The following is a 25903-nucleotide window of genomic DNA, read 5'->3' on the forward strand; positions in this document are numbered from 1 at the left end:
GGTCCTGCGATCCATTCGAGCCGCCGAGTTCACCGGACGCTGTGGCCGGTGCGACTTCCGCACGATCTGCGGCGGCTCCCGATCACGGGCGTTCGCGGCATCCGGCGATCCTCTGGCCGAGGATCCAGCGTGCGCCTACGATCCTGCGGCGAAGTAGCTCTGTTGCCTCATGTCAAGATGCCCGCCTAAGCGTATTGGTTGCCTCACCTGGGAATGCCCGGATTGAGTTGATGGTGACGGCCGGTTTCCTGGCGGCCGCTGACTTGGCCGTCGTGACTTCGCGGTGGCCGCCGGTGGGTGGAACGGGGCTGCGGCCGTGTCGTACTTCGTGTCCCGCTAACGATCTCCGCTACCGAAGAAGTACTTGTCGAACCAGGCATTATCCTCCACAAGCTTTCGCCTCAAATGGGCTGGCGATTCCAGAGCGTGCTTCTCACCAGGGAAGATGAACATCTTCACAGGGACCTTGCCGTACTGCTGGATGCCCCTGAAGGTGTTGAGCGTCATGGCTAGAGGGACGTTCTGGTCCTTGTCGCCACCGTAGAAGATTGTGGGCGTGACTACCTTCTCGGAGTTATAGAACGGCGCATTGTCGGGGTTGATGAAGTACTCGGGATCCTTGACGGGATCCTTGAACCAGTACTGGCCGAACACCCCTCCGAAGAGGGAGCCCCCCCAGTCCGACACCCACTCGCCGCCGCCAGCTCCGGCCGATGCCGCCTTGAACCTCGCATCACCCTTTGCGATGAGGGCGACGGACAGGATCGCCCCGTTGGACCAACCAAGGGTGCCAAGCCGGTTGGGATCTATGAACCCGAGCTCATCCAGTCGGTCCACCGCCGTGTAGAAATCCTCGAGCGGATAGTCATAGTAGTGGCCGCCGAGGAGCGACTTCTGGAAAGGAAGACCGTAGTTCAGGCTGCCGTGGTAGTTCGGCCTCAGAACGAAGGCCCCCTTCTGGGCCATCAAGTGGGGTGCCTCATAGGGGTTGTCCATGTATCGGTCTGTTACTGCCATCGTGGGTCCGCCGTGAATAATAAACACCATGGGGTATCTCTTCCCAGGTTCGTAGCCGTTCGGGTAAGAGAGAAGCCCCTGGACCTCTTCGCCCTCCGCGCCGACCCAACTCATCACCTCGGTGCGACCGAGGTTCTTCTTCTTAAGATACCGGTTGAGGTCAGTGATCACCCGCGTCTTCTCGAGCCGATCCCCTTTCACGTTGGCCAGGTAGAGCTGGTCAGGGGTGTTAGCCGTCCCGTAGGTGTAGACGATCTTCTCGCCGTCGTGTGAGGCATCCAAGGCGAAGATATTTCCCTGGTGGTCGCTATCGAGATCCTCGCGCTCCCACGTCGAACCCGATCGAGCGTACTTCGCCGCTATTGGATTCGTACCGTCCGCCAGCAAGGTCATGAAACCCCCCTCGAACGGAACGAGTGCCCCATAGAGGAAAGAAGACATCTGGTCGATGCCACGCTCCCAGCCGAGGTCGGGCTCTAACTCAGCTCCGGTCTGGACGTCAAGCACGCGCGGTATCGTCAGGTAGTTCGCGAGTATCTCGTCGTCCGAGTAGAAATCTACAACGAACAGTGTCTTTGAGTCCGGTGACCATAGCCCGCCTCCCATCAGCCACCGGCTTTCGGCGAAGACCTTCGTCTCCCGGCCCGTCTTTAGGTCGAGCAAGTAGTTCTCGAAAGGAATCGTCTGCTGCCACTGAGCGGGATAGAGGTCGTTTGCGCTCTTGGTCCGCGTGTAGAAGGCATACCTGCCGTCTGGAGAGCCCGAAATGGAAATGAGCCGGTCATGATTGTTCGTAAGCCTCGTCGTCTTCCCTCCCGCGAGGTCGACCCTGAACAGCCTCGTCGGCGTATCGCTGTAATCCGTCACCTCGTACGTATGGTCATTCGGATCTCCTCCCTTAGTGCGGCCGGGAGCCGTGTACAGGATGGCGTCCGAAGCTGACCATGAGAGCCCCGTGATGCCGTTCCGGGCCGACGACACGGAGGAAGCTGAACCTTTGCTGACGTCCAGGAACCAGGCCTGGGGCAGGCCTTTTGAATCGCTCATGAAGGCGAGCCGCTTCCCGTCCGGAGACCACGCGACTTGTGAGATCGAGCTCACGCCCTTCGGCGTCACCTGCCTTGAGGCCCCACTGGCGAAATCCACCAGGAACAGATCTCCTCCGTCCTTGACCCATGCGACCGTCGAGCCATCCGGCGACATTCTGAACTCGCTATAGCTCTCACGGTCGAGGATGTCGTCGTTAGTTAGCGCCTGCTTGCCGCTTATCCGCAGCGGCTTCCCACTTGGATCATCGAGCTTCACCGATTCCTGTTCCTGTGTCTTCGCGCACCCCACCAGGAAGAGAAGGGACAGAGCAAGCAGGAAGATCCCAACGACAGCACCACGTCGTCTGGCTTCCGTGCGTGGACTCATGACAACTCCTATCACCGTTTCGCGGGCACTTCTCGTGATGCTCGCCGATCACTTGTCGCTCAGGATCCGGAGGACATACTCTATCTCTATCTCAAGGTCCTCCCCGGTTCCCGACCTGATCGCGTTCGCGAGACTCATCGGGAGCTCCTGAGTCGGCTGATACCTCCCTTGCCATCATGACTGTCTATCTGAATCTGCTTGTCTATGTCTAGAGATCGGCGTGCCTCACCTATTTTGAGCGCGTGACCGCCTGTTGGGGGAAGGCTTGCCTGTTATGGAAGGCAAGATCGATATGGCCGCGAGACGGCAAATGACGAACAAGCTGCGCACCCAGTACCGAACGGCATCGAGGGCGGAGAGGGGCGAGATCCTGGACCGGGTGGTGGACACCACGGGGATGGGCCGCTCGACGGCCCGGCGGATGCTGACCGGCCCGAGGCTGGTGAACCCGGCCGAGCAGGTCGACGGGCGCACGCTGCGGCCGCGAGCCTACGGTGACGACGTGGCCTCCAAAGCCAGCTCGGCCGGCGTGAATGGACGACCCCGGCCCGAGCGTAAGGCAGAGACCGTTACCGTTTCCACCAGACAGGAATCCTAAGGCGGGCACGTTCCATGCGACCTTCGGCGCTCGACCGGCGCGCCTTCATCACTCGGACCCAGAGCCAGAACGGTGGTGACGACGCCATGACAGCAGCGGAGCTACCTTCCCAGGTGTTGCTGGCTGGACGCCGGTGGGATGAGCGATTGGGGGCGGCCCGCCGCGGCGCCTCACTTGGTGCCGCGCCGACAGTCGCGCCGGGCGACAGCCTTGCAGCCGGTGACAGTGAACGCGGCCGCTGCACGGGTGTCGATCAACGGCTGCCCGAGGTCGACGAGTTGGTCAAGTGGCGGGAAGTGATCGACCCTGACGACGCGGGGCTGTTCGCCAAGCGGTTGGAGTGGGAGGGGTTGACGCCAGATGACGCGCGGCGGATGCTGGCTGGCGCGGACGGAAATGCTGACGCCAGCGCGGACGCTCCGCGAGATTCGACCGCAGCCTGCCCCGCGCGGCCGCAGTGGTGGGGCGTCCTGCATTGGATCTCCCGGACGTGTCGTGATTCGGCGGCCACACCAATCAGCGACGACGACTGGCTGGCAAGTGTCGAGGACTCGATGCCCGCAGCTGTCGCCCCGGTTCCGTTCAGCTGCCTGCTGTGGCCGGTGGCACATGAGGCGTGGCGACGGCTGCAAGCCGACGATCCGAGCCTGGGGGTGTTGAGCCGCGAGGCTGTGGTCGAGGTTCAGCGGGACCTCGTCGGTCGGATGTCCGCCATCGCGGCTAGAGCCTTGATGGTGGAGTTCTCGGCCGACCGGACCTGTGGAAACGCGTTCCTGCTGTCGTTGGGCGCCTCCCGCACTGATCGTGGCCGGTCCCGGTACGCCGAGTACTGTCGGCAGCACGCCAGCGAAGGGATGACTGGTTTGCTCACGGAGTTCCCGGTGCTTGGCAGACTGTTGGCCAACGTCGTCCTGACTTGGCAACGGACGAATCGCGAGTTGTGCCGTCGGCTGGTGTCCGACGAGGCGGATCTGGCGCAGGCGTTCGGAGCGTCGGTCCCCGTCCGAGTGAACTGGCTGAGGACAGGGGCTGGCGACACGCACTGCGGCGGGCGTTCTGTCGCCGTCCTGGGCTTGAACAGTCCAGACGGTGGGGTGTCGGTGGCCTACAAGCCGAAGGACATGAGGATCGAAGTCGAGTACCACGCCCTTGCGTCTTGGTTCGTTGAGGGTGAGCATGCGCGCCCAGTGGTCAAGGTCGTCGCGGTCGGGGACAGCTACGGCTATGCCTCAGCGGTCGAGCACGTTCCGGCACGCACGCCGGCAGAGCTTGAAGACTTCTACCGAAATGCCGGGCGGCTACTGGCACTGCTTCACTTCCTGGGTGCCACAGACGCTCATTTCGAGAACCTCATAGCCAACGGATCCCGGCTGGTTCTGATAGACCCCGAGACACTGTTCGAGGGTCGCCTGCATGCCCTGCCAGGCACCCCGGAGGGCGGCGCGGAAGGTCGAGCCGAGGGCGGCGCGCCACCGGACGGTCGCCTCGACCATGACGTGATGACTTCGGTGTTGCGCATCGGGCTGCTGCCCTCCTGGCACGTTGACGCACTCGCCGCCCGCGCGTCCGACATCAGCGCCCTGGGAACCGAGCAGTACCCGGTGGAAGCAACCCTCATCAGTCCGGGTTGGGTGAACGCGAACACCGACGCGATGGCGTGGGGCCGTGCCTCGTTCTCAGCCCAGGCGATCGCCAGCCTGCCAGTCGGACTCGGAAGCGCCAACCCGCTCGCCAGCCATATCGGAGCGTTGGTGGAAGGCTTCACGGACGGATATCGCCATGCGACAGACCCGTCACACCGCGACGAACTGACGAGGCGGATGCGGGCGTTCGCCGGCTTGCGTCGGCGAATCGTCGTGCGCGCCACTCAGACCTACATGAATCTGATGCTGCGCTGCGTATCCCCGGAACGCTTGCGGTCGGCCAACGATCGCGGGTTCGAACTCGACCGGTTGGGTCGCAGCGCCCTGATTGCCGAGGAACCATCAGTGCAGTGGCAACTGTTCCACGCCGAATTGCACGACCTGGAGAACCTCGACGTCCCCTTCTTCTCCTACCCACTCGGCTCTACCAGTGTGATCGCGTCTGATCGGACCATCCCGGACGCTCTGGTCGAGGACGGACTGGCGCAAGCCCTGGCCAGGGTGAGGCAGGCGTCCGAATCCGACCTGTCGTGGCAGGTCGAGTTGATCCGGGCTGCCGTTGGCGCCCGCAGCTTCGGCATGTCAGCCAAGGAGGCGCCAAATGGGTCACCGTCCGGGCCGGATGCGACAACTGACCCCACCGCGATCAGCGACGCTTTGGCCCAGATCCTCGCGGCCATCGAAGTGGGCGCCCTGCGGGACGAGCAAAGCAACAGCACATGGCTGGTTCTCAATCCGATCGGCGATGGGACACAGATCCAGCTCGGGTTGATGGACGCGGGGCTTTACTCCGGGCGGGCTGGGCTGATGGTGTTTCTTGGCGAGTTGGCCCGGCTGTTCCGGGCCGATCCCCAGGTGGCGGAGCGGGCGCGTTCGCTGGCAGAAGCGGGTTGGCGAGCCATCACGTCGGAGTTGTTGGACCGCCCGCCCTACGACGCGTTCCGCCAACTGCGTGATCTTGGGTTGGGCTTCACAGGGGTCGGCGGGCTGCTGCGGGCGTTGGCGGTCCCCACCGCTTCCGTGACGGATTCCGATGCGCATCGAATCCGATCCCTGATCCTCGATGGGATGATCTCGGGGTTGATCGACAAAGACATGATGTTCGACTTCATGGCGGGAGCGGCTGGCGCGGTGGCTCCGCTGGCGGCGTTGCAGGGATCGTGGCCAGATGACCGGGTCAAGGCGGCCGTCCGGATGCTCGCAGATCACCTGCTCGCCCACCAAGACACACGCTCGGGCAGCTGGGTCACGCCCATAGCCCCGCGTGCGCTCACTGGGTTGAGCCATGGGGCCAGTGGCTTCGGCCTCGCATTGCTGCAAGCCGGGTCGCTGCTCGAAGACGAGCGCTGCGTCGAAGCGAGTGCGGCAGCGTTCGGCTTCGAACGACGGTTGTTGGATCGGGAGCAAGACAACTGGCCTGACCTGCGGTCGAACCCGACCGCAGGCGGGTTCATGGTGGCTTGGTGTCATGGAGCGGCGGGCATCGCGCTCGCGCGGTCGAACGCGCTGGCGCTCATGCCTGACCATTCGCTCGCCGAGCAATGGCGTGAGGACCTGGACATCGCCATTCGCAAGACGGCTCATGCGCCACAGCGCGAACTTGACCACTTGTGTTGTGGCAACGCGGGCCGGGCCGCGATCTTGCGCGGGCTGGGTCGTAGACATGGTTGGCCCGAATCCGAGGCTGCCGCCGACTCGATCACGAAGGCGATGTTGGCCCGGTGGCGCGCCACCGGGCAATTCCACCTCAATGACCTCGGCACCGGAACAACGGTCGGCCGCGCGGGTTTGATGACCGGCCTGGCGGGCATCGGCTTGCACCTATTGGGTGAATACGATCGCTGCAACCTCCTGGACCTGCTAGCGTGACGGGCGGTTCGGGGTGACAATCTCCCCGTTGTTGAAGGGAGACAAGGTGACCGATCAAATCGCGGCCCTCATGGACGCCGCAGCCAGCGACGAGGCGTTGAAGGCGAAACTGACTGCCGCGAAGTCGATCGACGAAATCGTCGCCGTCGCGGCCGCCAACGGTTTCACTTTGACGAGCGACGATGTGGTGGCCGCGCTTGACGCGGAGCGCGAGGTCTCGGACGCCGAACTGGAAGGCGCGGCGGGTGGCGCCAAGTCCGGCCTTGGGGCGTACGCCATTTGCAGCGCGGGTTTCCAGCCAGAGCTGCTTCCGCCTGCGTGCAGGTAACCGGTCACCGGCTCAGCCCCTTCGGCGGCGGCGCGGCAAGTTGCTGCGATGTGCGCATGGGTCGCGATTGAGTTTGGTTTCGATCAGCGGATAGTTGGTGCGGCGTCTAACGCCGCTCGCTGCCTCAGCGAACGCGAGGGCGTCGCAATCCTCCCTCTGGTCGGGTTCGAAGTGCACCATGACGGTTCGGGGCGCACGGATCTGGCTCTTTTCACTCGGCAGGCTCCTGGCCGCCTTTGCCGTTATGGCAATGCCGAATTCGCCATTGCGGGCGATGACACCGTCGAAGTTGATCTGACTTCTGCGGCTCCCCGGGTCGCCGGAGTCTTTCATCAAGTCGCGTCCGCCACTTTGCCGCTGTCCTTGGCCCGGTTGGGGACGCCGGTGCTCGTCTCGTCAATGGTGGGACGTTCAGGTGAGCTGCGCCTGCTGTTCCCGGTGCCTGACCAGACCTCGTTGGTCGTTGCGGTCGACTCCCTCGCGGAACTTGGAGTCGGAGGACAGGTACTGGCGTCCATCAGCCACTGCGCCCCCCTCCTCACATCCGGCGGCTCGCTGCGAATAGGGATCGACTATCTGCCCGAACGTGATCGGCTCTCGGAGCGGATCGGGATCGAAGTTGTGATCGACGCATCCCATTACGACGTCTTCGGGCCCGTTTCGCGTCTTGGCGTTCGCGACGAAACTGTTGAGCGGATGCGTGAACTCGTGCTGTCGCTGCCCAGGGTCCGCGAGCGCGAAGTAGCTCACCCACTATTCCCCGCGCTCAAAGTGCCTAATCGCGTCGACACAGTCGCGATGACCCACTTCAGCCTGTCCTGGCCGACCGGCCAGATTGACCGCGTCATCCTGAAAAGCTACATACTGGCAGCGTCGAGACAACTTGGGACGCCCGAGGCGATGGCCGACGCAGAAGCGGAAGTGGCGGCCCGGGAAGCGGGAAGGTCTTGGACGTCGCAACTGGCGTGGGCGGGCAGCCAGCTGCCGCTGCTGCGGCCGGGGCGGGCCGCGGAATCCGAGGTGGCGCGATGGCGAGCAGCGGTCGCTGCGGATCACCCCGGGATGTTCGAGCGTCGGCTGCGAAGCGCGGGCCTGCGAAACGAACAGGCGCTGGTGGCAGTCAGCGACCGGCCGTCCGGCCTGTACGCGGAGACGGCGCCATGGTGGCCCTGGTTCGAGCGGGTGCGGTCGGCATACGCGAATCTGGGGTCGTCCGATGAGGGAGTCGCAAACGACGGGCAATGGCTCGAAAGCGCCGAGGCGCAGTTGCCACCCGGAGCCAGCCGCGGCCTCCCCTTCGCAGCGGCGCTGGCGCCCGTCGTCACCCAGGGCTGGACCCTCTTCTGCAACGATCACTCAGATCTCGTGGGATCACTGCGCCCGACCGCCGCAGATGACCTGCGGCTGATGCTGCTGGCTCGGCTCGGCGAGGCTTGCGGCAAAGCGCTGCGTTCCCTTCTCGGGCCGATGCCGGTGCCAGGTCTTGGCGGTGGGTCTCCGTCGCGGCCGGAGTTCGACCGCGCCCAATATGCTGCCTTATGTCGCTTTCTGCATCGAACTACGCTGCGACCGCTGACTGACCCGTTCCCCGTACTCGCCCACGACCTAGCGACAGTGCTGCGACAGTGGCATGAGCGAACCACCGAGACGCTCACCCGGGTGGCGGTCCAGCGGGACGAACTCGCCCGGGCGTTCGGGGTGGCGACAGACGCGGGGCTGACGGCAGTGCGGGCGCTGTCGAGCGAGACACACGACGACGGGAGGTCGTCCTGGCTGCTCAGCCTCGGGGACGTGCGCGTGCGCTACATTCCGGAAGACCTGCGGTTGGCTGCGGCGTGTCGAGGGATTCTGTCGATCCTGGGCGATCACGGCCTGAGTCCAGACTTGCTGCCTTGTCCGCCCATGGTCCTTGGACTGGACCGCGCGACAGGCGATCTCGCCGGGGACCGCTTCGGATTCGTGGAGGATCTAAACGGCGGAGCGCGGCCAGAGTCCGGCCCACCGACGCAGGCAGTGAACGCCGGGCAGGCCGCTGCGTTGTCAAGCCTGCTCGGGACTGCTTGGGACGCCGTCGCACAACTCGCTGCAGCCGGGAATGAGCTGGACCTGCCTTCGGAAGAACCGCGCGGGACGCCGCCCGGCAGCTTCCCCGACTTCGCGGCCGGATTCGAGGACACGTACAACGCAGTTTCTGCTGCGGCCCCCAGCGTGTTGGCCGCGATCGAAGACGCTGCCCACCTTCCTCGTCGGCTGGTTCTGCGGCCGGACGACGACTACCGGCGGCTGCTCGACCAGGCTTTCGAGCCGACGTCCTTGACATCGGCGACCGCGAGGGCCGTCGCGCTGGAGCGGCTCGCCCGCGAGTACTTCGATCCGCGAGGGGCACACTGGCCGGAGGATCTGTTGGGCGCCGAGCAGGAAGCCCTGGCCCGCCTCGACGTTCCGCGCGTCGAGGCGTTCCTCGGCCAGGCTGGCTGCCGGTGGGACCGCAGTGGCGGGCTGGCCAGTTGGCCCGACACACACAACTATGAGCGGATTCGACGCGGCCTCGCCCAGCTGAGCCCCACCGACCTGCGACGACGGCTCACGGCGATGAGCGATTCAAGCAAGCAGCGCTGATCGTTCTTGCTTCCGACTAGATTGCTCGGACAGTTCCACCCCAATGACCTCGGCACCGGAACAGCGGTCGGGTCGACCAGCAGCCCGACCACGATCTGCGGCGGCTCCCGATCACGGGCGTTCGCGGCATCCGGCGATCCTCTGGCCGAGGATCCAGCGTGCGCCTACGACCCTTCGCCTGTGTAGTCAGCCAACTCAGAACGGCCAGGCGAGGGCGAAGCTCCACTGGCCCTGGGCAACAGCCAGCGCCGTAGCCAGCCCAACCAGCGCCAAACACACCAGGACCGCTGCCATGTCCTGCCCGCCGAGAGTTGATTGACGCGCGTAGGTTCGCGCGGCATACGGGTCGAAGCCTCGGGCTTCCATCGCGACCGAAAGGCGAACGGCCCTGCGCAAGGCTTCCACTAGCAGACCCACCAAACGACTCATCGCCCCGCGAACCGCGGACGCGGGGCCACGACCGGCGAGTCCTCGTGCGCGGCGCGCGTCGGACATCTCACGCCAGTCGAAGGCGAGCAGCGGCAAGACCCGCAGGCCGACGAGCATAGACAGCGCATACCTGGACGGGACGCGGACGATCTGCTGCAGACCATCCGCCATGAGCGTCGGGTCCGTAGTCGACAGCAGCAACACGGCCGGCAGTGACAAAGCCAGAACGCGCAGCCCGATGGCTGAAGCCTGCACAAGGCCCCCGGTCGACAGGGAGAACGGCCCCCAGTCGAGGATCAGGTAGCCCTCGTGATTCGAGCTGAAAAGGGCGTTGACGAGCGTCAGGATCGCGGCGATCGCCACGAGGAATCCGGACCTGACGGCCACCGTTCTTGGCCGTAGCCCGAAGAACGGCAGCGCGACAAGTTCGCCAATGAGGATCACTCCAGCCGTCGTGGGATCAACGCTCAATAGAAGCCCGATCGTGACCACAGCGGTAATGACCAGCTTCGTGACCGCGTTGAGCCGACCAACGCAGGGCCAAACACCTGATGTCTCGACGCCCTGCCCGAACTCCAGGCTCATAGAGGATCACCCCCCGTCTCCTCGACGTCCAGCCGAAGACGCCCCCTGGTCATCCGGTACTCGACCGCACCGAGCGCCTTCACCAGTTCCGCATCGTGCGTCACGACGACTAGTGCCCGCTGATCATCCAGCTGCCTTATCAGCAGCTCGACCGTCGCGCGCCACGTGTTCAAGTCCTGCCCGAACGTCGGCTCGTCCAGCACGAGCGCGCCGGGGCCACCGGCCAAGGCCGCCCCCACGGCGAGCCGACGCTTCTCCCCTCCGGACAACGTGTAAGGGTTCGCGCGGGCCACGTCTTCCAAATGCAACTCGTCGAGGAGCAGGTCAGCCCGCTCACAAGCTTGCCTGCGCGTCAGCCCAGACGCCCGGGCGCCGATCGCCAGTTCCGCGCGGGCGGACGTGGCCACGAACTGATGCTCAGGCTCCTGGAAAACGCTTCCGACAACGCGGCAAAGATCACGCGAACGGTAGCGGTGCAGTGGCTTATCGCTGCCAGCCGCCGTGACGCTGCCCTGACTCGGGCGCATCAGGCCGCCTAGGGCTCGCGCGAGTGTCGACTTGCCAGCCCCGTTCGGGCCCATGACGGCAACAGCGGTCGACCGGGATGCGCGAAGCGAAACCCCGTCAACCACCGGCGGGCCCTTCTTGACCCGCCGAATGACCACATCCCGCGCGGTAAGAACGGCCGTTTCTGGCGTGGCGGGTGATCTTGTGACGATTCCGGCCATATATGGCCGATTCCGCTGAATCCGCGGCCGGGAACCCGGCAGCAGCTCGACCCCCGGCACGAAAACCCCCAGATCGGCCAGCTCCGATCCCCTCGATCGCAGGACTTCAGCGGTTGGACCGTCGAACAGGATGCCCTCGGGCTGAAGGACGACGATCCGGTCCACGAGATCAACCACGTCGGCCAGACGGTGCTCCACTAGCACTAGCGTCGACCCGGAGTCGGCCAGCACCTCCTGGAGGGCACCTACCGTCATGGCGGCGCCCTCAGCATCCAGATTCGCGGTCGGCTCGTCGAGGATGAGCAAGCCCGGCTTCCGGACCAAGAGCCCGGCCAGCGCCACCCGCTGCTTCTCGCCGCCAGACAGGGCAGACGTCGGCCGCTCCAATCCATACGGGAATCCCACGACCCCGAGCGATCGCTCGACCCTTGGCCAGATCGCGGCCCGGTCGACCTGCGCGTTCTCCAGCCCGAAAGCGACATCGTCGCCGACCTTCGTCAGGATCAGATTGGTCTCCGGATCCTGCATCATCAGACCGACCTGCTGACCCACGTCAACGGCCGCGATCTCGCGCGACCCGCGGCGATACTTGATCGTCCCGGCTGTCTGAGCGGATTCCGCCTCGTCTCCGATGGCCGCGAGCGCCCGCAGCAGGGTCGACTTCCCGACACCGGATCCACCGGCGATCAGCACTCGCTCACCGGGAGCGATTTCAAGATCAACATTTCTGAAGGCCCACTTGGACCGCCCCGCATAACGCCATCCGAAGTCCCGGGCGCTCACGCCCACTGCCATGTCTGTCATTCCCCGGCCACCAGACGCGCCGCGCGACCTGACGGCATCGCGTCGAGTGCTCCAGCCGACGCGAGCCGCCTCACGATCCAGGGCGCCAGCACTGTCCCAAGCACCAGCCCACTCAAGCACCCCGCCAACACGTATGCCTGCTTCCATTCCGGGGTCCAGAACGGGAAGTAGAACGTGACGTCAAGCGTTGTTCCCGCAGCGGCTGCCAAGGCCGTAGCGATCCCGGCGGTCATACGGTTCCAGACCCGGTAGCCGAATACCGCGAAGACGATCTCCGCGGCCAACCCCTGGGCAAGTCCGTAGATGAGCGCGGTCAACCCGAACACGTTCCCCAGGAAGGCCGAGATAACGACCGCTGACATTGAACCGAACAAGGCGGCGCCCGGTCGCCGAACAACAAGCGCGGCGATGACTTGAGGCAGCATCCAGACCCCGTACAGCAGCGCTTGGGTTGGCGGGTAAGCGACGAAGAGCGGCGTCGATACCAGCCACAGTTGATTCCAGGCCCAATACACCACACCGAAAGTCGACCCGATCACAGCGACGGAGACGAGATCTACTACTCGCCAGCGACCTCGCATGAACTTCGCGAGCATCGCTCTCCTCCCTTGCCGGCATTACCCGGCCAGGTTCCAACGGTCGGCGGATTACCCGCCCTCTCAGCCCGGATACCCGGACTCCCGCGTCCGCGAGTCTGCGAACACCCGCATCCTATATGCCAGCCCGGGCCGCGCGCGGATCAACCGCAAGCCGCGCCGGAACTCCGCGGGGGCGTCGGCTCTACTTGTCCTCGAGCCGGAAGCCCAGCTTGAGCGCCACCTGGAAGTGATCGACGCTGCCGTCCCGGACGTAACCGCGGATCTGCGTCACCTCGAACCAGTCGATATGCCGAACCGTCTTGGAAGCGCGCGCGAGAGCGTTGCGCACAGCCGCGTCGACGCCGTCAGGGCTGGTTCCTACAACTTCGCTGAGACCGTATGTGCGATTCGCCATGTGTCCTCCTGATCGGAACGACGCTGCCCCCAGGTTACGCGCGACCCCCACAGAACGCCTGCCACGCAGCGCCGGATCTGCTTCGCGACCAGGACTATGTACGCCGGGGAAGAACAATCGCCGGCACTGGTGTGGCTCTGATCAGCTTGTACGTCATGTCGCCAAGAAACACTCGCATGATCTTGCCTTCCTTGGATGAGCTCAGCAGCAGCACCTCATCGCCCCTCCAGTCAAGACGCTGCAACGCCGCGAGCGGAGAATCACCCACAGCGATCACGCTGTCCCCCCGCAGAGATGCGGGAACATCGCGCATAGCGCGCTCGTGGCCGGCCTCAGCGTCCTCCCTTTGCTCTGCGATGACCGCTTGCTCGGCTGCGGAACCCAGATCGCTGCCATAGGTCCGGTGCCGAACGAGGACGGTCAAGGGCGCAACCAAGCTTCCTGAGCACTCCGCTAGCTCGACCGCCCGTAGCAAGGCGTCTTGCGACTCGGTCGTGTTCTGGAATGCGACGACGATTCTTCCGATGGAACGGGGGGCTGTTCGCCGGTATCCGACGGGCGCCAAACACACGGGAAATGCGGAACCGTGGAGCAGCTGATCGGCTGTGGACCCTACCTGGAAGCGGCCGTTCGACGCTCCCGAGGAGCTACCAACAACGATCATGTCCGCTCCAAGAGCGGTGGCTGTTTCGTTCAGCCCGACACCGCTTGACCTATGGCCGTGCATGGCGGTCGCAGCGCCCGCGAAACCCTGGGCTTCCGCCATCTCCTCGGTCGCTTCGGCCAGCACGTCCGCTGCTTGCTCACGCAGGAACGCAGTCCATTCGGCATCAACGTGGCCGACCCTGGCTGGGTCATAGGCCTCCGGATACACATGCACCAGTACCGGATCGGCACCGAGCGATCGGCACAGCACCGCCCCAAGAGCGAGAGCATCGCCGGAAGATTCGTCCGGAGTTACTCCAATTGCGATGAGCATGGCCCGTTCCGTTCTGGTATGTGATTGCGGGATTCTCGCTACGGTACCGAACAGGGAGTAGCAGAGCGTTATCGGCGGGAGGAACCATGGGGTCATTGCCGATCAGGCGCCAACTCCTGCGAATCAAGCCCGCGGACGAAATCAACGCCGAGGGCGACGTCGGCACGCTGAAGCGCAGCATGGGCCTGTTGGCTCTGACTTTCCTCGGCGTCGGCTCGATAGTCGGCTCGGGGATCTTCGTCATCCTCGGTGAAGCGATACCAAAGGCGGGCCCCGCCGTCCTGCTGTCGTTCGTGCTCGCGGCGATCACTTGCGCTTTCTCGGCATTGGCGTATGCGGAGCTGGCCGGGTCCATCCCCGTATCGGGGTCGAGCTACTCCTACGCCTACGCGACGCTCGGGGAGATCGTGGCCTGGGTGTGCGGCTGGTGCCTGATGCTCGAATACGGGGTTTCCGCGTCCGCCGTAGCCGTTGGGTGGGGTCAGTATCTAAACGAGTTCCTCACAACATTCGGCATTCAGATTCCGGACGCGCTCGCCAATCCTCCAGGCACCGCCGGGGGCGTGTTCAACCTCCCCGCCGTGGTCGTGGTCACTATGTGCGCCTTCCTGCTCATGCGTGGCGTCAGCGAATCGGCCAAGGTGAACACGCTCATGGTGTCGCTCAAGATCTGCATCCTGCTGTTCTTCTGCGCCGTGGCGTTCACCAACTTCACACCCGGGAACTTCGCGCCGTTCCTGCCGCTGGGATTCGTCGGGGTCAGCGCGGCAGCAGGTCAGCTCTTCTTCTCCTATGTGGGTTTCGACGCCGCGTCGGCGGCTGGTGAGGAAGCCAAGAACGCCAAGCGTGACCTGCCGCGCGCGATCATCTTGTCGCTGGTAATCGTGACGTTTCTGTACATTCTGGTTGGCGCGGCCGCGATCGGTGCGCGTCCGTGGGAGGACTTCGAGGGAAGCGGCGCCGAGGCTGTGCTCGCCCAGATCGCCCAAGTCGCGAGCGGATCCAACTGGGCCCCCGCCATCATTTCCCTGGGCGCTGTGATATCGATCTTCAGCGTCGTGCTGGTGACGATCTACGGCCAGACGAGGATCCTTTTCGCGATGGGCAGGGACGGCCTACTACCGAAGCTGTTCACGCGGGTGAATCCACGTACCCAAACACCGATCACAAACACCATCCTGGTCAGCCTGGCAATCTCGCTCCTGGCGGGCCTCGTGCCATTAGGGCGCCTGGCCGAGGCTGTGAGCATCGGAACGCTCTTCGCCTTCGTGATCGTCAACTTCGGCGTGATCGCCTTGTGGATTTCCCGGCCAGAACTGCCACGCACGTTCAAGGTGCCGCTCATGCCACTGACGCCGATCCTTGGCGTGCTGTTCTGCCTCTACTTGATCTTGTCCCTGGAAGCCGCCACCTGGACGGTTTTCGCTGTCTGGCTGTCCATCGGCCTGATCGTCTACTTCTTCTACAGTCGACGGCGATCGACGGCGCCGCCGGACCGTCCGAGCAACCTGCCGGACGACCTAGCCAGCAGGGAGCTGAGTTCGCGCGGAATCCGGGCGGGCACGCTGATCGGCATCGCCATGGTCCTGGTGCTCGGATTCCTGGCGCTGAAGTATCCGGGGAGCCATCCCTTCCTGGGTGGGTGGGCGAAAGCCGCGTGGTGGCTCACTGCGGCGGGATCGCTCGTCGGCGCGGTCATCGCGGGATTCGGACTGGTCCAGGACCAAAGTGCCCGGCGCGCGGCAGCCGCCGGGGACGTGGCCACGGCTGCCCGCAAGCTGCGCAAGTCCGTGCTCGTGATCGCCATCGCCCTGGTGTTGCCAGGAGTCCTAGCAGCGGTGTCATCCACGGTCGCCTCGCACGAGGACGAGTACGACTACATCCAGCAGCATCCGTCCGAGCGTTGCCACGTGGATGACCCTGGATGCCAGCCGACACAGTAGCCGCGGCCTTCAACTCCTCGGAAGATCACTGACGGAACGGTGGCGGAGGCGGAGGGATTTGAACCCTCGAGGGGTGTTACCCCCAACCCGCTTAGCAGGCGGGCGCCATAAACCGGGCTAGGCGACGCCTCCATGTCCCGGCGGTCGGACCCATTGGGACCGGACCAGAGTACCGGACCTAATCGACTCCCGAGTTCTCGATGTGTCTGGAATGGCCTATCGGATGGCGTGGTTCCGGAACAATGCTCATGTGCCGTCACTTACCCCCGCGAGAGCCGGAGCCGCGATAGCGGCCATGATCGCGGCCGCCGAGTCATTCCGGCCGAGTTTGACTCCGAGGTCGACGGTTCACCAAGCCATCCTCGTTGGAGCGGCCTCATTGACGGCGAGCCCTTTGGGCGCCGCGATTGGCACCGCTGTCCACAAGGGCGCCAGGCGCAACTCGCATCAGGGATCCCAGACCGCCAGGTTGGCGCTTGTTGCGGGATTCGGGGTCATCGCTGTCGCGAGGGCCCGCCGGCACGTCGCCGAGCAGCGGATCTCCTACCCGGAGTGGGCGCCAGTAGCGTCGTCACCGGTCATCTCCGCGGCGACCGGACTAGGTGGCGCCACGGGAATCGCGGTGACCGCTGACGCGTTGTCGGGCGCCACGCGGTTCGTCGGTCACAGGGTCGCCGCGCGGGTCCCAGGCTCGCCGACCATGTGGGCCGCGGTTTCTGGCGTAGCGACGGCCACCGCAGTCCGAATCGCCAGCAAGTGGGCGATGGCCGTCTTGTTGTCCCGACTGGCCAACGCGGGCCGAGCTGCCGACGGAGCGCTGGCCAGCGCCACCCGGGATCCCTACGTCAGCGGCGGACCCGATTCCCTCGTGCCCTATGACACGTTGAGCAGGGAGGGGCGCCGCTTCGTCTCGTGGCGTGTTGACGCTGGGACGATCGCCAGTGACCTGAGCATCGATTCGTCGGCGGAGCCGATCCGGGTATTCGTCGGTCTGGATTCCGCTGAGACCGTCGAGGGCAGGGTGGATATCGCCATCTCGGAGCTGGACAGGCTCGGAGCCTGGTCGAAGTCGGCGATCCTGGCCGTGTCGCCCGCGGGATCCGGCTACGCGAACTCGGTGCCAGTCGAGGCCCTGGAGTACCTGTCGCACGGAGACTGCGCGAGCGTCGTCATCCAGTACGGGGTGCTGCCATCCCTGCTGTCGGAGGCTGAGCTACCGGTCGCGGCGGAGACTTTCAGGCGCCTCGTCGATCAGATCATCGATCGCAGCGGATCAGCGCCAAAGCGTCCCCGGCTGCTGGTCTACGGGGAGAGTCTCGGAGCCCAAACCGCCCAGAAGGCCCTGCAGATGGAGCCAACTAGGGTCAATGAGGCCACAGCCGAGGTATCGGGCGTAGATGCGGCTCTGTTCGCGGGCACGCCAGGCGGCCCATCATTGCGTGACGATCTTGACCATCACCCGCGCACGATTCACGTCGATCGATGGCAGGAACTCCCATCCCCGAGGCCGGACGGCGTGCGCCTGTGGTTCCTTGACCATGACGCGGATCCGGTGACCCGTTTCGAGCTGAAGCTGTGGCGACACCGTCCGAAGTGGGTGTCCACGCGACCCAGAGGACGTGGCATCCCCGATGCCATGACGTGGATTCCGATGCTCTCCTGGCAGCAGGTCGCCCTGGACGTCGCCTATGCAACGCAGGCGCAGTCCGGTGACTTCCGGTCAGTCGGACATGACTACCGCGCCGACTTGCCCGGCGCAGTCGCCGCAGCATTCGCACCAGAGGCGGGCGAGGCTGTCGGGACAATCACCCGGTTGCTGGTTAGGCGTGAACTGGAGCGCGACCGTGTACTCGGGTCCGAGGCCTAGCTGTCCGGTGCGCGCCCGCTCGCGGCCTTGGGCCTCAGACGCCGACGTGGAGTTGATCATCGGAGAAGCGTTACTATCTCCGGGGCCAGCGCCCGTAGCTCAACGGATAGAGCGTCTGACTACGGATCAGAAGGTTGGGAGTTCGAATCTCTTCGGGCGCGCTCGTGTTCGCATGGCGGCTGGCACGCCGTCCGACCGGATAGGCATTCGGCGGGACTCCAGGGTGTGAGCTTGTTAGATTGCTTCATGGCTCAGTTCTCACGGAAATCACGGATCGCAGCAGGCGCCGCAGTGCCGCTCGCAATCGCCTTGGCGCTGGCGGGGTGCTCATCCGGCCCATCCACCCCGGAAGTCTCTGCCACGGAGACGGCGGGTCCCAGCGCGACGGCGCCGAGCCAATCACCGGAATCACTGCCCGCCACCCGAGCCCAGGTTCGCAGTTTCGTAAAGAAAGCTGTCGCCTACGCCAAGACGAACGGGAAAGAGGCGGCACTGCAGGCATTTACCCAGCCCGGCGGCGAGTTCCACGACGGCCAGCTATACATCTACGCCTATGACTTCGACGGAACCGTGATCGCCCATGGTGGCGACCCCAAGCTGGTCGGGCAGAACCTGATCGACATGAAGGACCCCAACGGCGTCCCCGTCATACAGAGGCTGGCTGACCTCGCCCGGCAGGGCAGCGGCTGGCTGGAATACGTGTGGCCCAATCCGGAGCATGGCAACGCTGAGGAGCCCAAGCTCGGCTTCGTGATGAAGGTCAACGACAAGTGGTTCCTCGGGTCAGGCACCTACCCAGCCCAGGGTTCCCCCAGCGCCTCGGCCACGGCCAGTTGAATCTCGGCCCGGTTCGGAAAGCCCCGAGTCGAAAGTATTCTGTACATTAACTATTGCCCAGACGTACACTTCTGGCGGGAGGTGTATGCTCAGCGCCGCGACGGCTCTACATACACTTTGGAGGTCTCGTGGCTGGACGTGGACGCCCATCGCGATCCGCTGTCTCTGCGCGACTGGACACAGAGGTCGCGGAGCTGTGGGACCGGCTAGGTGGGCTACCACGGCCAGAAGAAGCGGCCGACGTGTGGCGAGGCATCTGGTTCGAGGAAGCCCATCATTCGACGGCGATCGAAGGCAACACCCTCGTCCTGAAACAGGTGGAGGCGCTCCTCGAGCAAGGCCGAGCGGTTGGCAACAAGGAGCTCAGCGAATACATGGAAGTCAAGGGCTACGCCGACGCGGCGGAGTGGGTCTACCGGCAGGCGATCGAGCCCTTCGGACAGGGCGATCGCGAGCTCGTCACGCTGACTGAGACTCGGAATGTTCACCACACCGCGATGACGCCGGTTTGGGACATCGCCCCGCATCCAGACGCTGCGCCAGCGGAGTCCCCAGGGAACTTCCGACGTCACGACATTCGTCCGTTCCCGGACGGCATGACTCCACCAAGCTGGTCACTGGTTCCAGCAGAGACGGAGGGATGGATCAGGCAAGCCAACTCACTCCAGCCCCGCACGCCTCAGTTCCCCGAGGACCTTGCCGGGCTCCATTGCCGATTCGAGCAAATCCACCCATTCCTCGACGGAAACGGCCGAACCGGGAGACTGCTAATCAACCTGATCCTCGTCCGCCTCGGATACCCACCGGTGATCATCCACAAGCGACAGCGATCCAAGTACCTCAAGGCGCTGCGCCAGGCAGACGCTGGGAGTCCAGGCCCGCTCGGGGAGTTGCTCGCCAGGGCGATAATCGACAACCTCCATCGCTTCGTGATCCCGGCAGTGGCCGGCCCGAACCGCCTCGTGCCCATTGCCGCTCTCGCCAGAAAGGAGATATCTGCGGCCGCGCTGAGGACGGCCGCCACGCGGGGCGCCCTGCAAGCCGATCAGAGCCCGGATGGCCGATGGACATCGACCAGCAAATGGGTCGACGACTACCTGCGGAACCGCTACAAGCGGACATGACCTGCCAGACGAGATGATGCGAATCCCATCCTGATCAAGGAACTCCGCGATCCCGCAGGCGTGGAAGATCGCTGACTAGCTTGATCAGTAGGGGATCCGCACCATGGGGGCGTTGGTCGTGCTGGACCTGAACGCGCCGGGTCACCCAGACCGTGGCACCCAATCGAACGTCCGGGTGACGGCCTCGCGCCAGCGGCGGAACAACGCTTCGGCGTCGGCCTGGGGCATCCGCGGCTCCCAGCGCTTGCCCTCCGACCAGTTCCGCCGTATGTCGTCCTCGCCTTCCCAGAAGCCCACCGCGAGCCCAGCGGCGTAGGCGGAGCCAAGCGCCGTGGTCTCGATGGTCTTGGGCCTGATGACCGGAACCCCGAGGAGGTCGGACTGGAACTGCATGAGCAAGTCGTTGACGACCATGCCCCCATCCACCTTCAACGCCGTCAGGGGCACGCCGGAGTCAGCCGCCATCGCGTCAATGACCTCACGGGACTGGTAGGCCGCGGCCTCAAGGGCGGCCCGCGCGATGTGGCCCTGGTTGATGAACCGCGTCATCCCGACTATGGCTCCGCGAGCGTCGGAGCGCCAGTAGGGAGCGAACAGGCCGGAGAACGCGGGCACGAAGTAGCAGTCACCGTTGTCCTCAACGGTCTTGGCCAGGGCCTCGACTTCATCCGCGGAACCAATGATCCGCAGGTTGTCGCGCAGCCACTGCACGAGGCTCCCGGTCACCGCCACAGAGCCTTCGAGGGCGTAGACGGCCGGCGCGGAGCCAATCTTGTAGGCCACGGTGGTCAATAGACCGTGTTCGCTGAACACAGGCTTGGTTCCGGTGTTCAGCAGCATGAAGTTGCCGGTTCCGTAGGTGTTCTTCGCCTCCCCCGGACTCAGGCACGCCTGACCGAATGTCGCGCCCTGCTGATCGCCGAGGATCCCGGACAGCGGGATTCCTTGCATCATCTGAGGCGACGAGATGTTGCCGTAGACCTCCGATGAGCTGCGGATCTGCGGAAGCATCGACATCGGGATCGCCAGCTCAGCGGCGATTTCTGTGTCCCAGTCCAGGGTCTGAAGATCCATCATCAAGGTCCGGGACGCGTTTGTGACGTCCGTGATGTGAAGTCCGCCCGAAGGACCGCCTGTCATGTTCCAGATGAGCCAGGTGTCGATGGTGCCCATCAGGAGTCGACCAGCGTCGGCCGCCTCGCGTGCCCCCGGCACGTTGTCCAGGATCCACCGGACCTTCGGGCCACAGAAATACGTAGCCAGAGGCAGCCCGGTTCGCTGCCGATACCGGTCGTCGCCGCCACCCAGTGCACCCAGCCCGTCGCAGATGTCCCTGGTGCGAGTGTCCTGCCAGACGATGGCGTTGTAGACCGGTTCTCCCGTGAACCGGTCCCACACGATCGTCGTCTCGCGCTGCTGGGTGATCCCGACGGCGCCGATGTCTGACACTGACAGGTCGGACTCCGCGAGCGCGGCCCCCATGACTTCGCGAACGTTGGCCCAGATCTCCATAGGATCGTGTTCGACCCACCCCGAACGGGGGAAGATCTGTCGGTGCTCCATCATCTCCGACGCGATCGAGGCTCCGGAGTGGTTGAAGAGTATCGCTCTGCTTGACGTCGTCCCCTGATCGACGGCCATGATCGCTTTCGGCATGAAACCTCCGCTTGTTCTCTCGCCCCTCAGGGCACCCTGACGGATTTCACTAGGAAGCTTCCGCCCGCCTACGTCCCAGCAACAGATACACGACGGGACCCACGGGTTGCACGAAGCACGCCACTCCCCACAGAACCTTCGGGCCGCGAACGTCAGGCGCCGGGCGCCTGACGAGATCGACCAGCGCCACGGTCGTCAGCACGATTTCGATCCCGGCACCGGTGATCACGAGGCACCGCTGCCCACTGCTGAGGTCTTCCCACTTGCAAGACATGCCGCCGACGCTAACGCCTAACCCCATGGCGATGCCTGCGCTGACGCCGAACGCTCAGCGCGCCTTAGGCACCAAGATGTGCGATCGTGCTGAAAATCGGCTCCACGTCGTCGGAGGGCAGAATGAATGAACCTGCCAGCTTTCGTATGCGGGCAGCGGCCATCGTGGTCGCTGCGGGACTCGTTGGAACCGGGGTCCTTGTCGCAACTCAGCTGAACACCGTGCCCAACCAGAACTCAGCGCCGCACGCGATCGTCGAGCTTCCGGAGTTCTCCGGCTCGAAGCAGATCATGGGCGGCAGCTTCTACGACACGCCTAAGATCAAGATAGGCGAGCAGGCCCCCGGAAGCCTGATTCGCTCTGAGCGCATCGCTGACGCACCTCCAGGAATCACGGCCTACCGGCTGATGTACACATCCCAGACAGCCGCAGGAGTGGACAACGCCGTGACGGCTGTGTACGCCGTGCGCTCCGGTCCGCCGCCCACTCCGAACGGCCGCCCTATCGTCGCCGTGGCGCACGGGACCACGGGAATCGCGCCCGGCTGCGGCATCTCGCAGGCACCGTTCACCCCGGGGTCGACCGGCTTCGGAACCTGGGAACAGATCATGTCGGGCCTGGTGGGGGCGGGCTTCGCGGTCGTGGCAACCGACTACGCGAATCTTGGACCAACAGCGACGCCTGACTACCTCGTCCAGGACGGTGAAGCGCACGACGTTCTGAACTCAGTCAGGGCCGTCAAGAAACTGGACCCGGCGACCGTCGATGGGAGCAACATCGGAATCATCGGCCACAGCCAGGGCGGACATTCAGCACTGTCAGCGGCCTACGACTCTGATGCCTACGCCCCGGACGTGGCGATCAAGGGAACCGTCGCGCTGGCGCCAGCTATCTTCCCGCCGGCCCCAGTCCTGATCAAGTTCCTCGAGACAGGCCGCGACAAGCCAGACGCAGCGTTCATGGCCTTCATCTCAGACGTGGTGAACTCCTGGGTAGCCAACTACCCGGACGAGTTCCAGATGGACCAGCTCTACACCGAGAAGGGAATCGCCGCAGCCCAGGTCGCACTGACCGGATGCCTATCCGCGAGCGCCGAGGCATTCGATGCCCCGAAGAAGGAGTTCATGCCCCCAACGCTGCCAAACTCGATTCTTGGAATCGCCGCGAAGAACTTCCCTATCTGGGACAAGTACCCCGTGCCCATCCTCATTCAGCAAGGGCTGAAGGACACCACGGTCGTGCCGGGGATCAACCTCGCGGCAGCGCGAACGTTCTGCAGACAAGGAAGCACGGTGGCGCTGCAAACGTATCCGGAAGACGTCCATTCATCGCTCCTGTACACCGGAGCCCCGGAGGCGATCTCCTGGCTCCAAGACAGATTCGCCGACAAGCCGGCACCTTCTGATTGCGGGGGGTTGTGATGCAAGTAGCAGTTGTTCTCGGAGCTGTCTTGACGGTTGTCGCGCTGCTCGGGCTACTCGGCCGCACACCCGCCGACAAGACGCGAACATCGCAGATCGTCGTCTACGCATTGCCGCTCGGGCTGCTCGCGGGTGGTTACGCCGCCAGCATCGGCATGAACCTGATGTGGGCAGTGATCGTAGCTGTCTCGATCCTCCTGGGGGTTCTCGCCGGGGGATGGCTGGGCCGCCAACCCGCTCTGGATGACGTCGCGAGTCATCCCGCCGCCGCTGGCCTCAGCCTCGTGTGCAGCGGCCTGATTTCCGTCGGTCTGGCCGCCGTGGCGATCATGTGGGCGGGCTCAGTGATCGCCGCCTTCTCGTATCTGAACCACGTCGTTGTGGCCATTGTTCTTGCCCTGGCAGCGGTGGCCTACGCCGCCGGAAGAGGTGCTGCGGTCGGCTTGAGCCGCACGGTCCTGGTGCTGCTTGTCGTTGGCGCGGTCGGACTGGTTGCCGCCGGGTACCTGGCCGGAGACTTCAAGGGCCTTGGCTCGCCCTACGTAAGCTTCCCTCCGGTCCCGCTCGAGCGGGGCATCCTGTATGCGATCGGCATCGTCCTAATCGGCGCCGGGTATCCGGTGCTCAGAGGGTTGGGGTCCGAGGAACGTGGCCGGACCGTGAAGGCGGCGATCACGCTTGCCGTCATCGTGCTCGTGTCGCTCGTTGGAATGTTGGCGATCTACGGCGGCGCGTTCAATCTGCCGAGCCTGGTGATCAACATCTTCCCGGTCTACACGCCGCCTCTTCTGTCGGCCGTGATCAGCGGGCTCGTCGCTGTGGTGGGAGTGGTAGCCGGGGGTGCGGCTATTCGTGCCGCAGGATCCTGCGTGGCTCCCGCGCACCCCAAATGGTGTGACGGCGGTGAGTTCCGACCGACTCCGGGGCTCCTGGTTGCTCTCGTGATCGGCGTGGTCGCGATCGTTGTCTCGGTCCTAGCTCCGACTCCAACAGTGACGGTCACCCTGCTGGCCATCTTGGCCGTGGTCAACCTGATCGCCGAGAGGATGATCTCGCGCGGCCGGCAACCTAGCCGGGCCGCGCCTGAGGCGGAACAGGCCGCGAGGAGAACAGCATGACTCAACATGAACGCGCCGGCACCAAGGCCCTGGAATCCGATCTCGTGGATATCCCGGCATTGATCACCGCCTACTACACGCTGCATCCAGATCCGGATATCCCCGCTCAGCAGGTTGCATTCGGCACATCAGGTCACAGGGGTTCGGCCCTTGACGCCGCGTTCAACGACGACCACATCGCGGCCACGAGCCAGGCGATATGCGACTACAGGGCGGACCAGGGGATCGCGGGCCCGCTGTACATGGGTAGGGACACGCATGGGCTGAGCGAGCCGGCCTGGACGACGGCGCTGGAGGTCTTCGCCGCTAACAGCGTGCGCGTGCTCATCGATTCGAAGGACTCCTACACCCCTACCCCCGCCGTTTCCCTGGCGATTCTGGGCCACAACGCCGATCGGTCGGCAGGTGACCCGGGTCGCGCCGACGGCGTTGTGGTTACCCCGTCGCACAACCCGCCGAGGGATGGCGGATTCAAATACAACCCGCCTGACGGCGGCCCAGCGGGCGCCGAGATCACTGTATGGATCCAGGACAGGGCCAACGCGTACTTGCGCGGCAAGATGACCGGAGTCGACCGGATCTCGATTAGCCGCGCGCTCGCCGCTGACAGCACGGGCCGGTACGACTTCATGGGCACGTACATCGCTGACCTACCGAACGTCGTTGACCTAGACGTGATCCGATCGGCTGGCGTAAGGATCGGCGCGGACCCTCTTGGTGGCGCCGCGGTCAACTACTGGGCAGCGATCGCCGAGAAGCATCAGCTGGACCTGACCGTAGTGAACCCGACGGTTGATCCGACTTGGCGCTTCATGACACTCGACTGGGACGGCAAGATCCGCAGCGACTGCTCCAGCCCATTCGCGATGGCGTCACTGATCGACAGTCGGTCGGACTACGACATCGCGACCGGCAACGACGCGGACTCTGACCGCCACGGGATCGTCACCCCAGACGGCGGATTGATGAACCCGAACCACTTCCTGGCAGTGGCTATCGAGTACCTCTACGGCGGACGCGGCGAATGGCCCGGCTCGGCGGCGGTGGGCAAGACCGTAGTGAGCTCGTCGATGATCGACCGCGTGGCCGAATCCATCGGCCGGAACCTGATCGAAGTCCCAGTGGGATTCAAGTGGTTCGTGCCAGGTCTGTTGTCGGGCTCGATCGCCTTCGGCGGAGAGGAAAGCGCCGGAGCGTCCTTCCTGCGGCGCAACGGCCACGTCTGGACCACGGACAAGGACGGCATAATCATGGCGCTGTTGGCGTCGGAGATCCAGGCCGTCACGGGCAAGTCACCATCACAGCGCTACGACGCATTGACGGCCCGATTCGGCGACCCGGTCTACGCCAGAGTTGACGCTCCAGCCACGCGTGAGGAGAAGGAGATCCTGAAGTCACTGTCACCGGATCAGGTGACGGCAACGGAACTGGCTGGCGAGCCGATCACGGCAACGCTCACCGAAGCTCCCGGCAACGGTGCCCCTATCGGAGGGCTCAAGGTGGCGGCGAAGAGCGGATGGTTCGCGGCCCGACCCTCCGGCACTGAGAACGTCTACAAGATCTACGCCGAGTCCTTCCTGGGGCCAGATCACTTGGCCCGCATCCAGGACGAAGCGCGCGACGTGGTCTCAGCAGCGCTGTCACCCGCCTGAAAA

Annotated in this window: 19 protein-coding genes, 2 tRNA genes and 1 riboswitch; of the genes, 12 read left to right on the forward strand and 9 right to left on the reverse strand. The window is 64.7% G+C overall.

Translation table 11 applies throughout. From position 1 onward, the window contains the following. Window positions 1-336 precede the first annotated feature (336 nt). Window positions 337-2322 carry a prolyl oligopeptidase family serine peptidase gene (locus tag Q8P38_04970; GenBank protein ID MDP4013952.1) on the reverse strand — a complete coding sequence of 662 codons (1986 nt, stop codon included), beginning with the start codon at window positions 2320-2322 and terminating at the stop codon, window positions 337-339. A 385-nt stretch (window positions 2323-2707) separates the two neighbouring features. Here Q8P38_04970 and Q8P38_04975 point away from each other — a divergent pair, with 385 nt between their 5' ends. The 4 genes from Q8P38_04975 to Q8P38_04990 are packed head-to-tail and all read left to right on the forward strand — an operon-like array spanning window position 2708 to window position 9490. Continuing rightward, window positions 2708-3031 carry a hypothetical protein gene (locus tag Q8P38_04975; GenBank protein ID MDP4013953.1) on the forward strand — a complete coding sequence of 108 codons (324 nt, stop codon included), beginning with the start codon at window positions 2708-2710 and terminating at the stop codon, window positions 3029-3031. Between the two features lie 14 nt (window positions 3032-3045). Then, entirely contained in the window at window positions 3046-6543 is a 3498-nt protein-coding gene (lanM, locus tag Q8P38_04980) for a type 2 lanthipeptide synthetase LanM (protein MDP4013954.1), read from the forward strand. Window positions 6544-6589: 46 nt separating this feature from the next. Continuing rightward, the gene (locus Q8P38_04985; GenBank protein MDP4013955.1) at window positions 6590-6871 is read left to right on the forward strand and encodes a Nif11-like leader peptide family RiPP precursor; all 282 of its coding nucleotides are present in this window, start codon (window positions 6590-6592) and stop codon (window positions 6869-6871) included. A gap of 48 nt (window positions 6872-6919) precedes the next feature. Next, complete coding sequence (locus Q8P38_04990) at window positions 6920-9490, forward strand: DUF4135 domain-containing protein (GenBank protein MDP4013956.1); 2571 nt, start codon at window positions 6920-6922, stop codon at window positions 9488-9490. Window positions 9491-9685: 195 nt separating this feature from the next. Here the strand turns inward: Q8P38_04990 and Q8P38_04995 are convergent, their stop codons facing one another. From Q8P38_04995 to Q8P38_05015, 5 genes are all read right to left on the reverse strand, one after another. Further along, entirely contained in the window at window positions 9686-10504 is an 819-nt protein-coding gene (locus Q8P38_04995) for an energy-coupling factor transporter transmembrane component T (protein MDP4013957.1), read from the reverse strand. Beyond that, window positions 10501-12036 (reverse strand): ATP-binding cassette domain-containing protein, encoded by a 1536-nt coding sequence (locus Q8P38_05000; protein ID MDP4013958.1) that lies wholly within the window; start codon window positions 12034-12036, stop codon window positions 10501-10503. The genes Q8P38_04995 and Q8P38_05000 overlap by 4 nt, the downstream gene beginning before the upstream one ends. Further along, window positions 12033-12632 (reverse strand): ECF transporter S component, encoded by a 600-nt coding sequence (locus Q8P38_05005; protein ID MDP4013959.1) that lies wholly within the window; start codon window positions 12630-12632, stop codon window positions 12033-12035. The genes Q8P38_05000 and Q8P38_05005 overlap by 4 nt, the downstream gene beginning before the upstream one ends. Further along, a riboswitch (TPP riboswitch) is annotated at window positions 12623-12730 on the reverse strand. It overlaps the preceding gene by 10 nt. An 86-nt stretch (window positions 12731-12816) precedes the next feature. Further along, complete coding sequence (locus tag Q8P38_05010) at window positions 12817-13029, reverse strand: dodecin family protein (protein MDP4013960.1); 213 nt, start codon at window positions 13027-13029, stop codon at window positions 12817-12819. Window positions 13030-13123: 94 nt separating this feature from the next. Further along, window positions 13124-14008, reverse strand: a complete 885-nt coding sequence (locus Q8P38_05015; protein MDP4013961.1) for a universal stress protein — start codon at window positions 14006-14008, stop codon at window positions 13124-13126. Window positions 14009-14094: 86 nt separating this feature from the next. On the opposite strand from Q8P38_05015, the gene Q8P38_05020 reads away from it, so the two are divergent. Next, window positions 14095-15951 (forward strand): amino acid permease, encoded by a 1857-nt coding sequence (locus Q8P38_05020; protein MDP4013962.1) that lies wholly within the window; start codon window positions 14095-14097, stop codon window positions 15949-15951. Between the two features lie 40 nt (window positions 15952-15991). Here Q8P38_05020 and Q8P38_05025 read toward each other — a convergent pair. After that, window positions 15992-16083: transfer RNA gene (locus tag Q8P38_05025), tRNA-Ser, on the reverse strand. 79 nt (window positions 16084-16162) lie between these two features. Here Q8P38_05025 and Q8P38_05030 point away from each other — a divergent pair. The 4 genes from Q8P38_05030 to Q8P38_05045 all read left to right on the forward strand — a co-directional run bounded on the left by Q8P38_05030 (window position 16163) and on the right by Q8P38_05045 (window position 19779). Then, the gene (locus Q8P38_05030) at window positions 16163-17818 is read left to right on the forward strand and encodes an alpha/beta-hydrolase family protein (protein MDP4013963.1); all 1656 of its coding nucleotides are present in this window, start codon (window positions 16163-16165) and stop codon (window positions 17816-17818) included. Between the two features lie 88 nt (window positions 17819-17906). After that, window positions 17907-17979, forward strand: a tRNA-Arg gene (locus Q8P38_05035). A gap of 85 nt (window positions 17980-18064) precedes the next feature. Then, window positions 18065-18655, forward strand: a complete 591-nt coding sequence (locus Q8P38_05040; protein ID MDP4013964.1) for a cache domain-containing protein — start codon at window positions 18065-18067, stop codon at window positions 18653-18655. 128 nt (window positions 18656-18783) lie between these two features. Further along, window positions 18784-19779: a Fic family protein gene (locus tag Q8P38_05045; GenBank protein MDP4013965.1), complete on the forward strand. Its 996-nt coding sequence runs from the start codon at window positions 18784-18786 to the stop codon at window positions 19777-19779. Window positions 19780-19920: 141 nt separating this feature from the next. On the opposite strand, the gene glpK is transcribed toward Q8P38_05045, so the two are convergent. Further along, window positions 19921-21435: a glycerol kinase GlpK gene (glpK, locus tag Q8P38_05050; GenBank protein MDP4013966.1), complete on the reverse strand. Its 1515-nt coding sequence runs from the start codon at window positions 21433-21435 to the stop codon at window positions 19921-19923. A gap of 49 nt (window positions 21436-21484) precedes the next feature. Continuing rightward, the gene (locus Q8P38_05055) at window positions 21485-21709 is read right to left on the reverse strand and encodes a PLD nuclease N-terminal domain-containing protein (GenBank protein MDP4013967.1); all 225 of its coding nucleotides are present in this window, start codon (window positions 21707-21709) and stop codon (window positions 21485-21487) included. Between the two features lie 122 nt (window positions 21710-21831). Between Q8P38_05055 and Q8P38_05060 the strand changes: the two genes are divergently transcribed. Genes Q8P38_05060 through pgm form a run of 3 tightly spaced genes read left to right on the forward strand, consistent with a single transcriptional unit; the run spans window position 21832 to window position 25900 of the window. Beyond that, on the forward strand, window positions 21832-23130 hold the full coding sequence (locus Q8P38_05060; protein MDP4013968.1) for an alpha/beta fold hydrolase: 1299 nt from the start codon (window positions 21832-21834) through the stop codon (window positions 23128-23130). Then, window positions 23130-24248, forward strand: coding sequence for a hypothetical protein (locus Q8P38_05065; GenBank protein MDP4013969.1), 1119 nt, complete (start codon window positions 23130-23132; stop codon window positions 24246-24248). Before Q8P38_05060 ends, Q8P38_05065 begins: the two co-directional genes overlap by 1 nt. Next, window positions 24245-25900: a phosphoglucomutase (alpha-D-glucose-1,6-bisphosphate-dependent) gene (gene pgm / locus Q8P38_05070; protein ID MDP4013970.1), complete on the forward strand. Its 1656-nt coding sequence runs from the start codon at window positions 24245-24247 to the stop codon at window positions 25898-25900. The genes Q8P38_05065 and pgm overlap by 4 nt, the downstream gene beginning before the upstream one ends. The last annotated feature ends 3 nt before the right edge of the window (window positions 25901-25903 follow it).

The sequence above is a fragment of the Candidatus Nanopelagicales bacterium genome, assembly GCA_030700225.1.
Classification (GTDB): domain Bacteria; phylum Actinomycetota; class Actinomycetes; order S36-B12.

Coding starts and splice junctions, on each gene's coding strand:
- Q8P38_05060 (MDP4013968.1), top strand. CDS start 21,832: ATGAATGAACCTGCCAGCTTTCGTATGCGGGCAGCGGCCATCGTGGTC.
- Q8P38_05020 (MDP4013962.1), top strand. CDS start 14,095: ATGGGGTCATTGCCGATCAGGCGCCAACTCCTGCGAATCAAGCCCGCG.
- Q8P38_05015 (MDP4013961.1), bottom strand. CDS start 14,008: ATGCTCATCGCAATTGGAGTAACTCCGGACGAATCTTCCGGCGATGCT.
- Q8P38_05005 (MDP4013959.1), bottom strand. CDS start 12,632: ATGCTCGCGAAGTTCATGCGAGGTCGCTGGCGAGTAGTAGATCTCGTC.
- Q8P38_05065 (MDP4013969.1), top strand. CDS start 23,130: ATGCAAGTAGCAGTTGTTCTCGGAGCTGTCTTGACGGTTGTCGCGCTG.
- lanM (MDP4013954.1), top strand. CDS start 3,046: ATGCGACCTTCGGCGCTCGACCGGCGCGCCTTCATCACTCGGACCCAG.
- Q8P38_04990 (MDP4013956.1), top strand. CDS start 6,920: ATGTGCGCATGGGTCGCGATTGAGTTTGGTTTCGATCAGCGGATAGTT.
- glpK (MDP4013966.1), bottom strand. CDS start 21,435: ATGCCGAAAGCGATCATGGCCGTCGATCAGGGGACGACGTCAAGCAGA.
- Q8P38_05030 (MDP4013963.1), top strand. CDS start 16,163: ATGGCCTATCGGATGGCGTGGTTCCGGAACAATGCTCATGTGCCGTCA.
- pgm (MDP4013970.1), top strand. CDS start 24,245: ATGACTCAACATGAACGCGCCGGCACCAAGGCCCTGGAATCCGATCTC.
- Q8P38_04995 (MDP4013957.1), bottom strand. CDS start 10,504: ATGAGCCTGGAGTTCGGGCAGGGCGTCGAGACATCAGGTGTTTGGCCC.
- Q8P38_05000 (MDP4013958.1), bottom strand. CDS start 12,036: ATGACAGACATGGCAGTGGGCGTGAGCGCCCGGGACTTCGGATGGCGT.
- Q8P38_05040 (MDP4013964.1), top strand. CDS start 18,065: ATGGCTCAGTTCTCACGGAAATCACGGATCGCAGCAGGCGCCGCAGTG.
- Q8P38_04975 (MDP4013953.1), top strand. CDS start 2,708: ATGGAAGGCAAGATCGATATGGCCGCGAGACGGCAAATGACGAACAAG.
- Q8P38_05010 (MDP4013960.1), bottom strand. CDS start 13,029: ATGGCGAATCGCACATACGGTCTCAGCGAAGTTGTAGGAACCAGCCCT.
- Q8P38_05055 (MDP4013967.1), bottom strand. CDS start 21,709: ATGTCTTGCAAGTGGGAAGACCTCAGCAGTGGGCAGCGGTGCCTCGTG.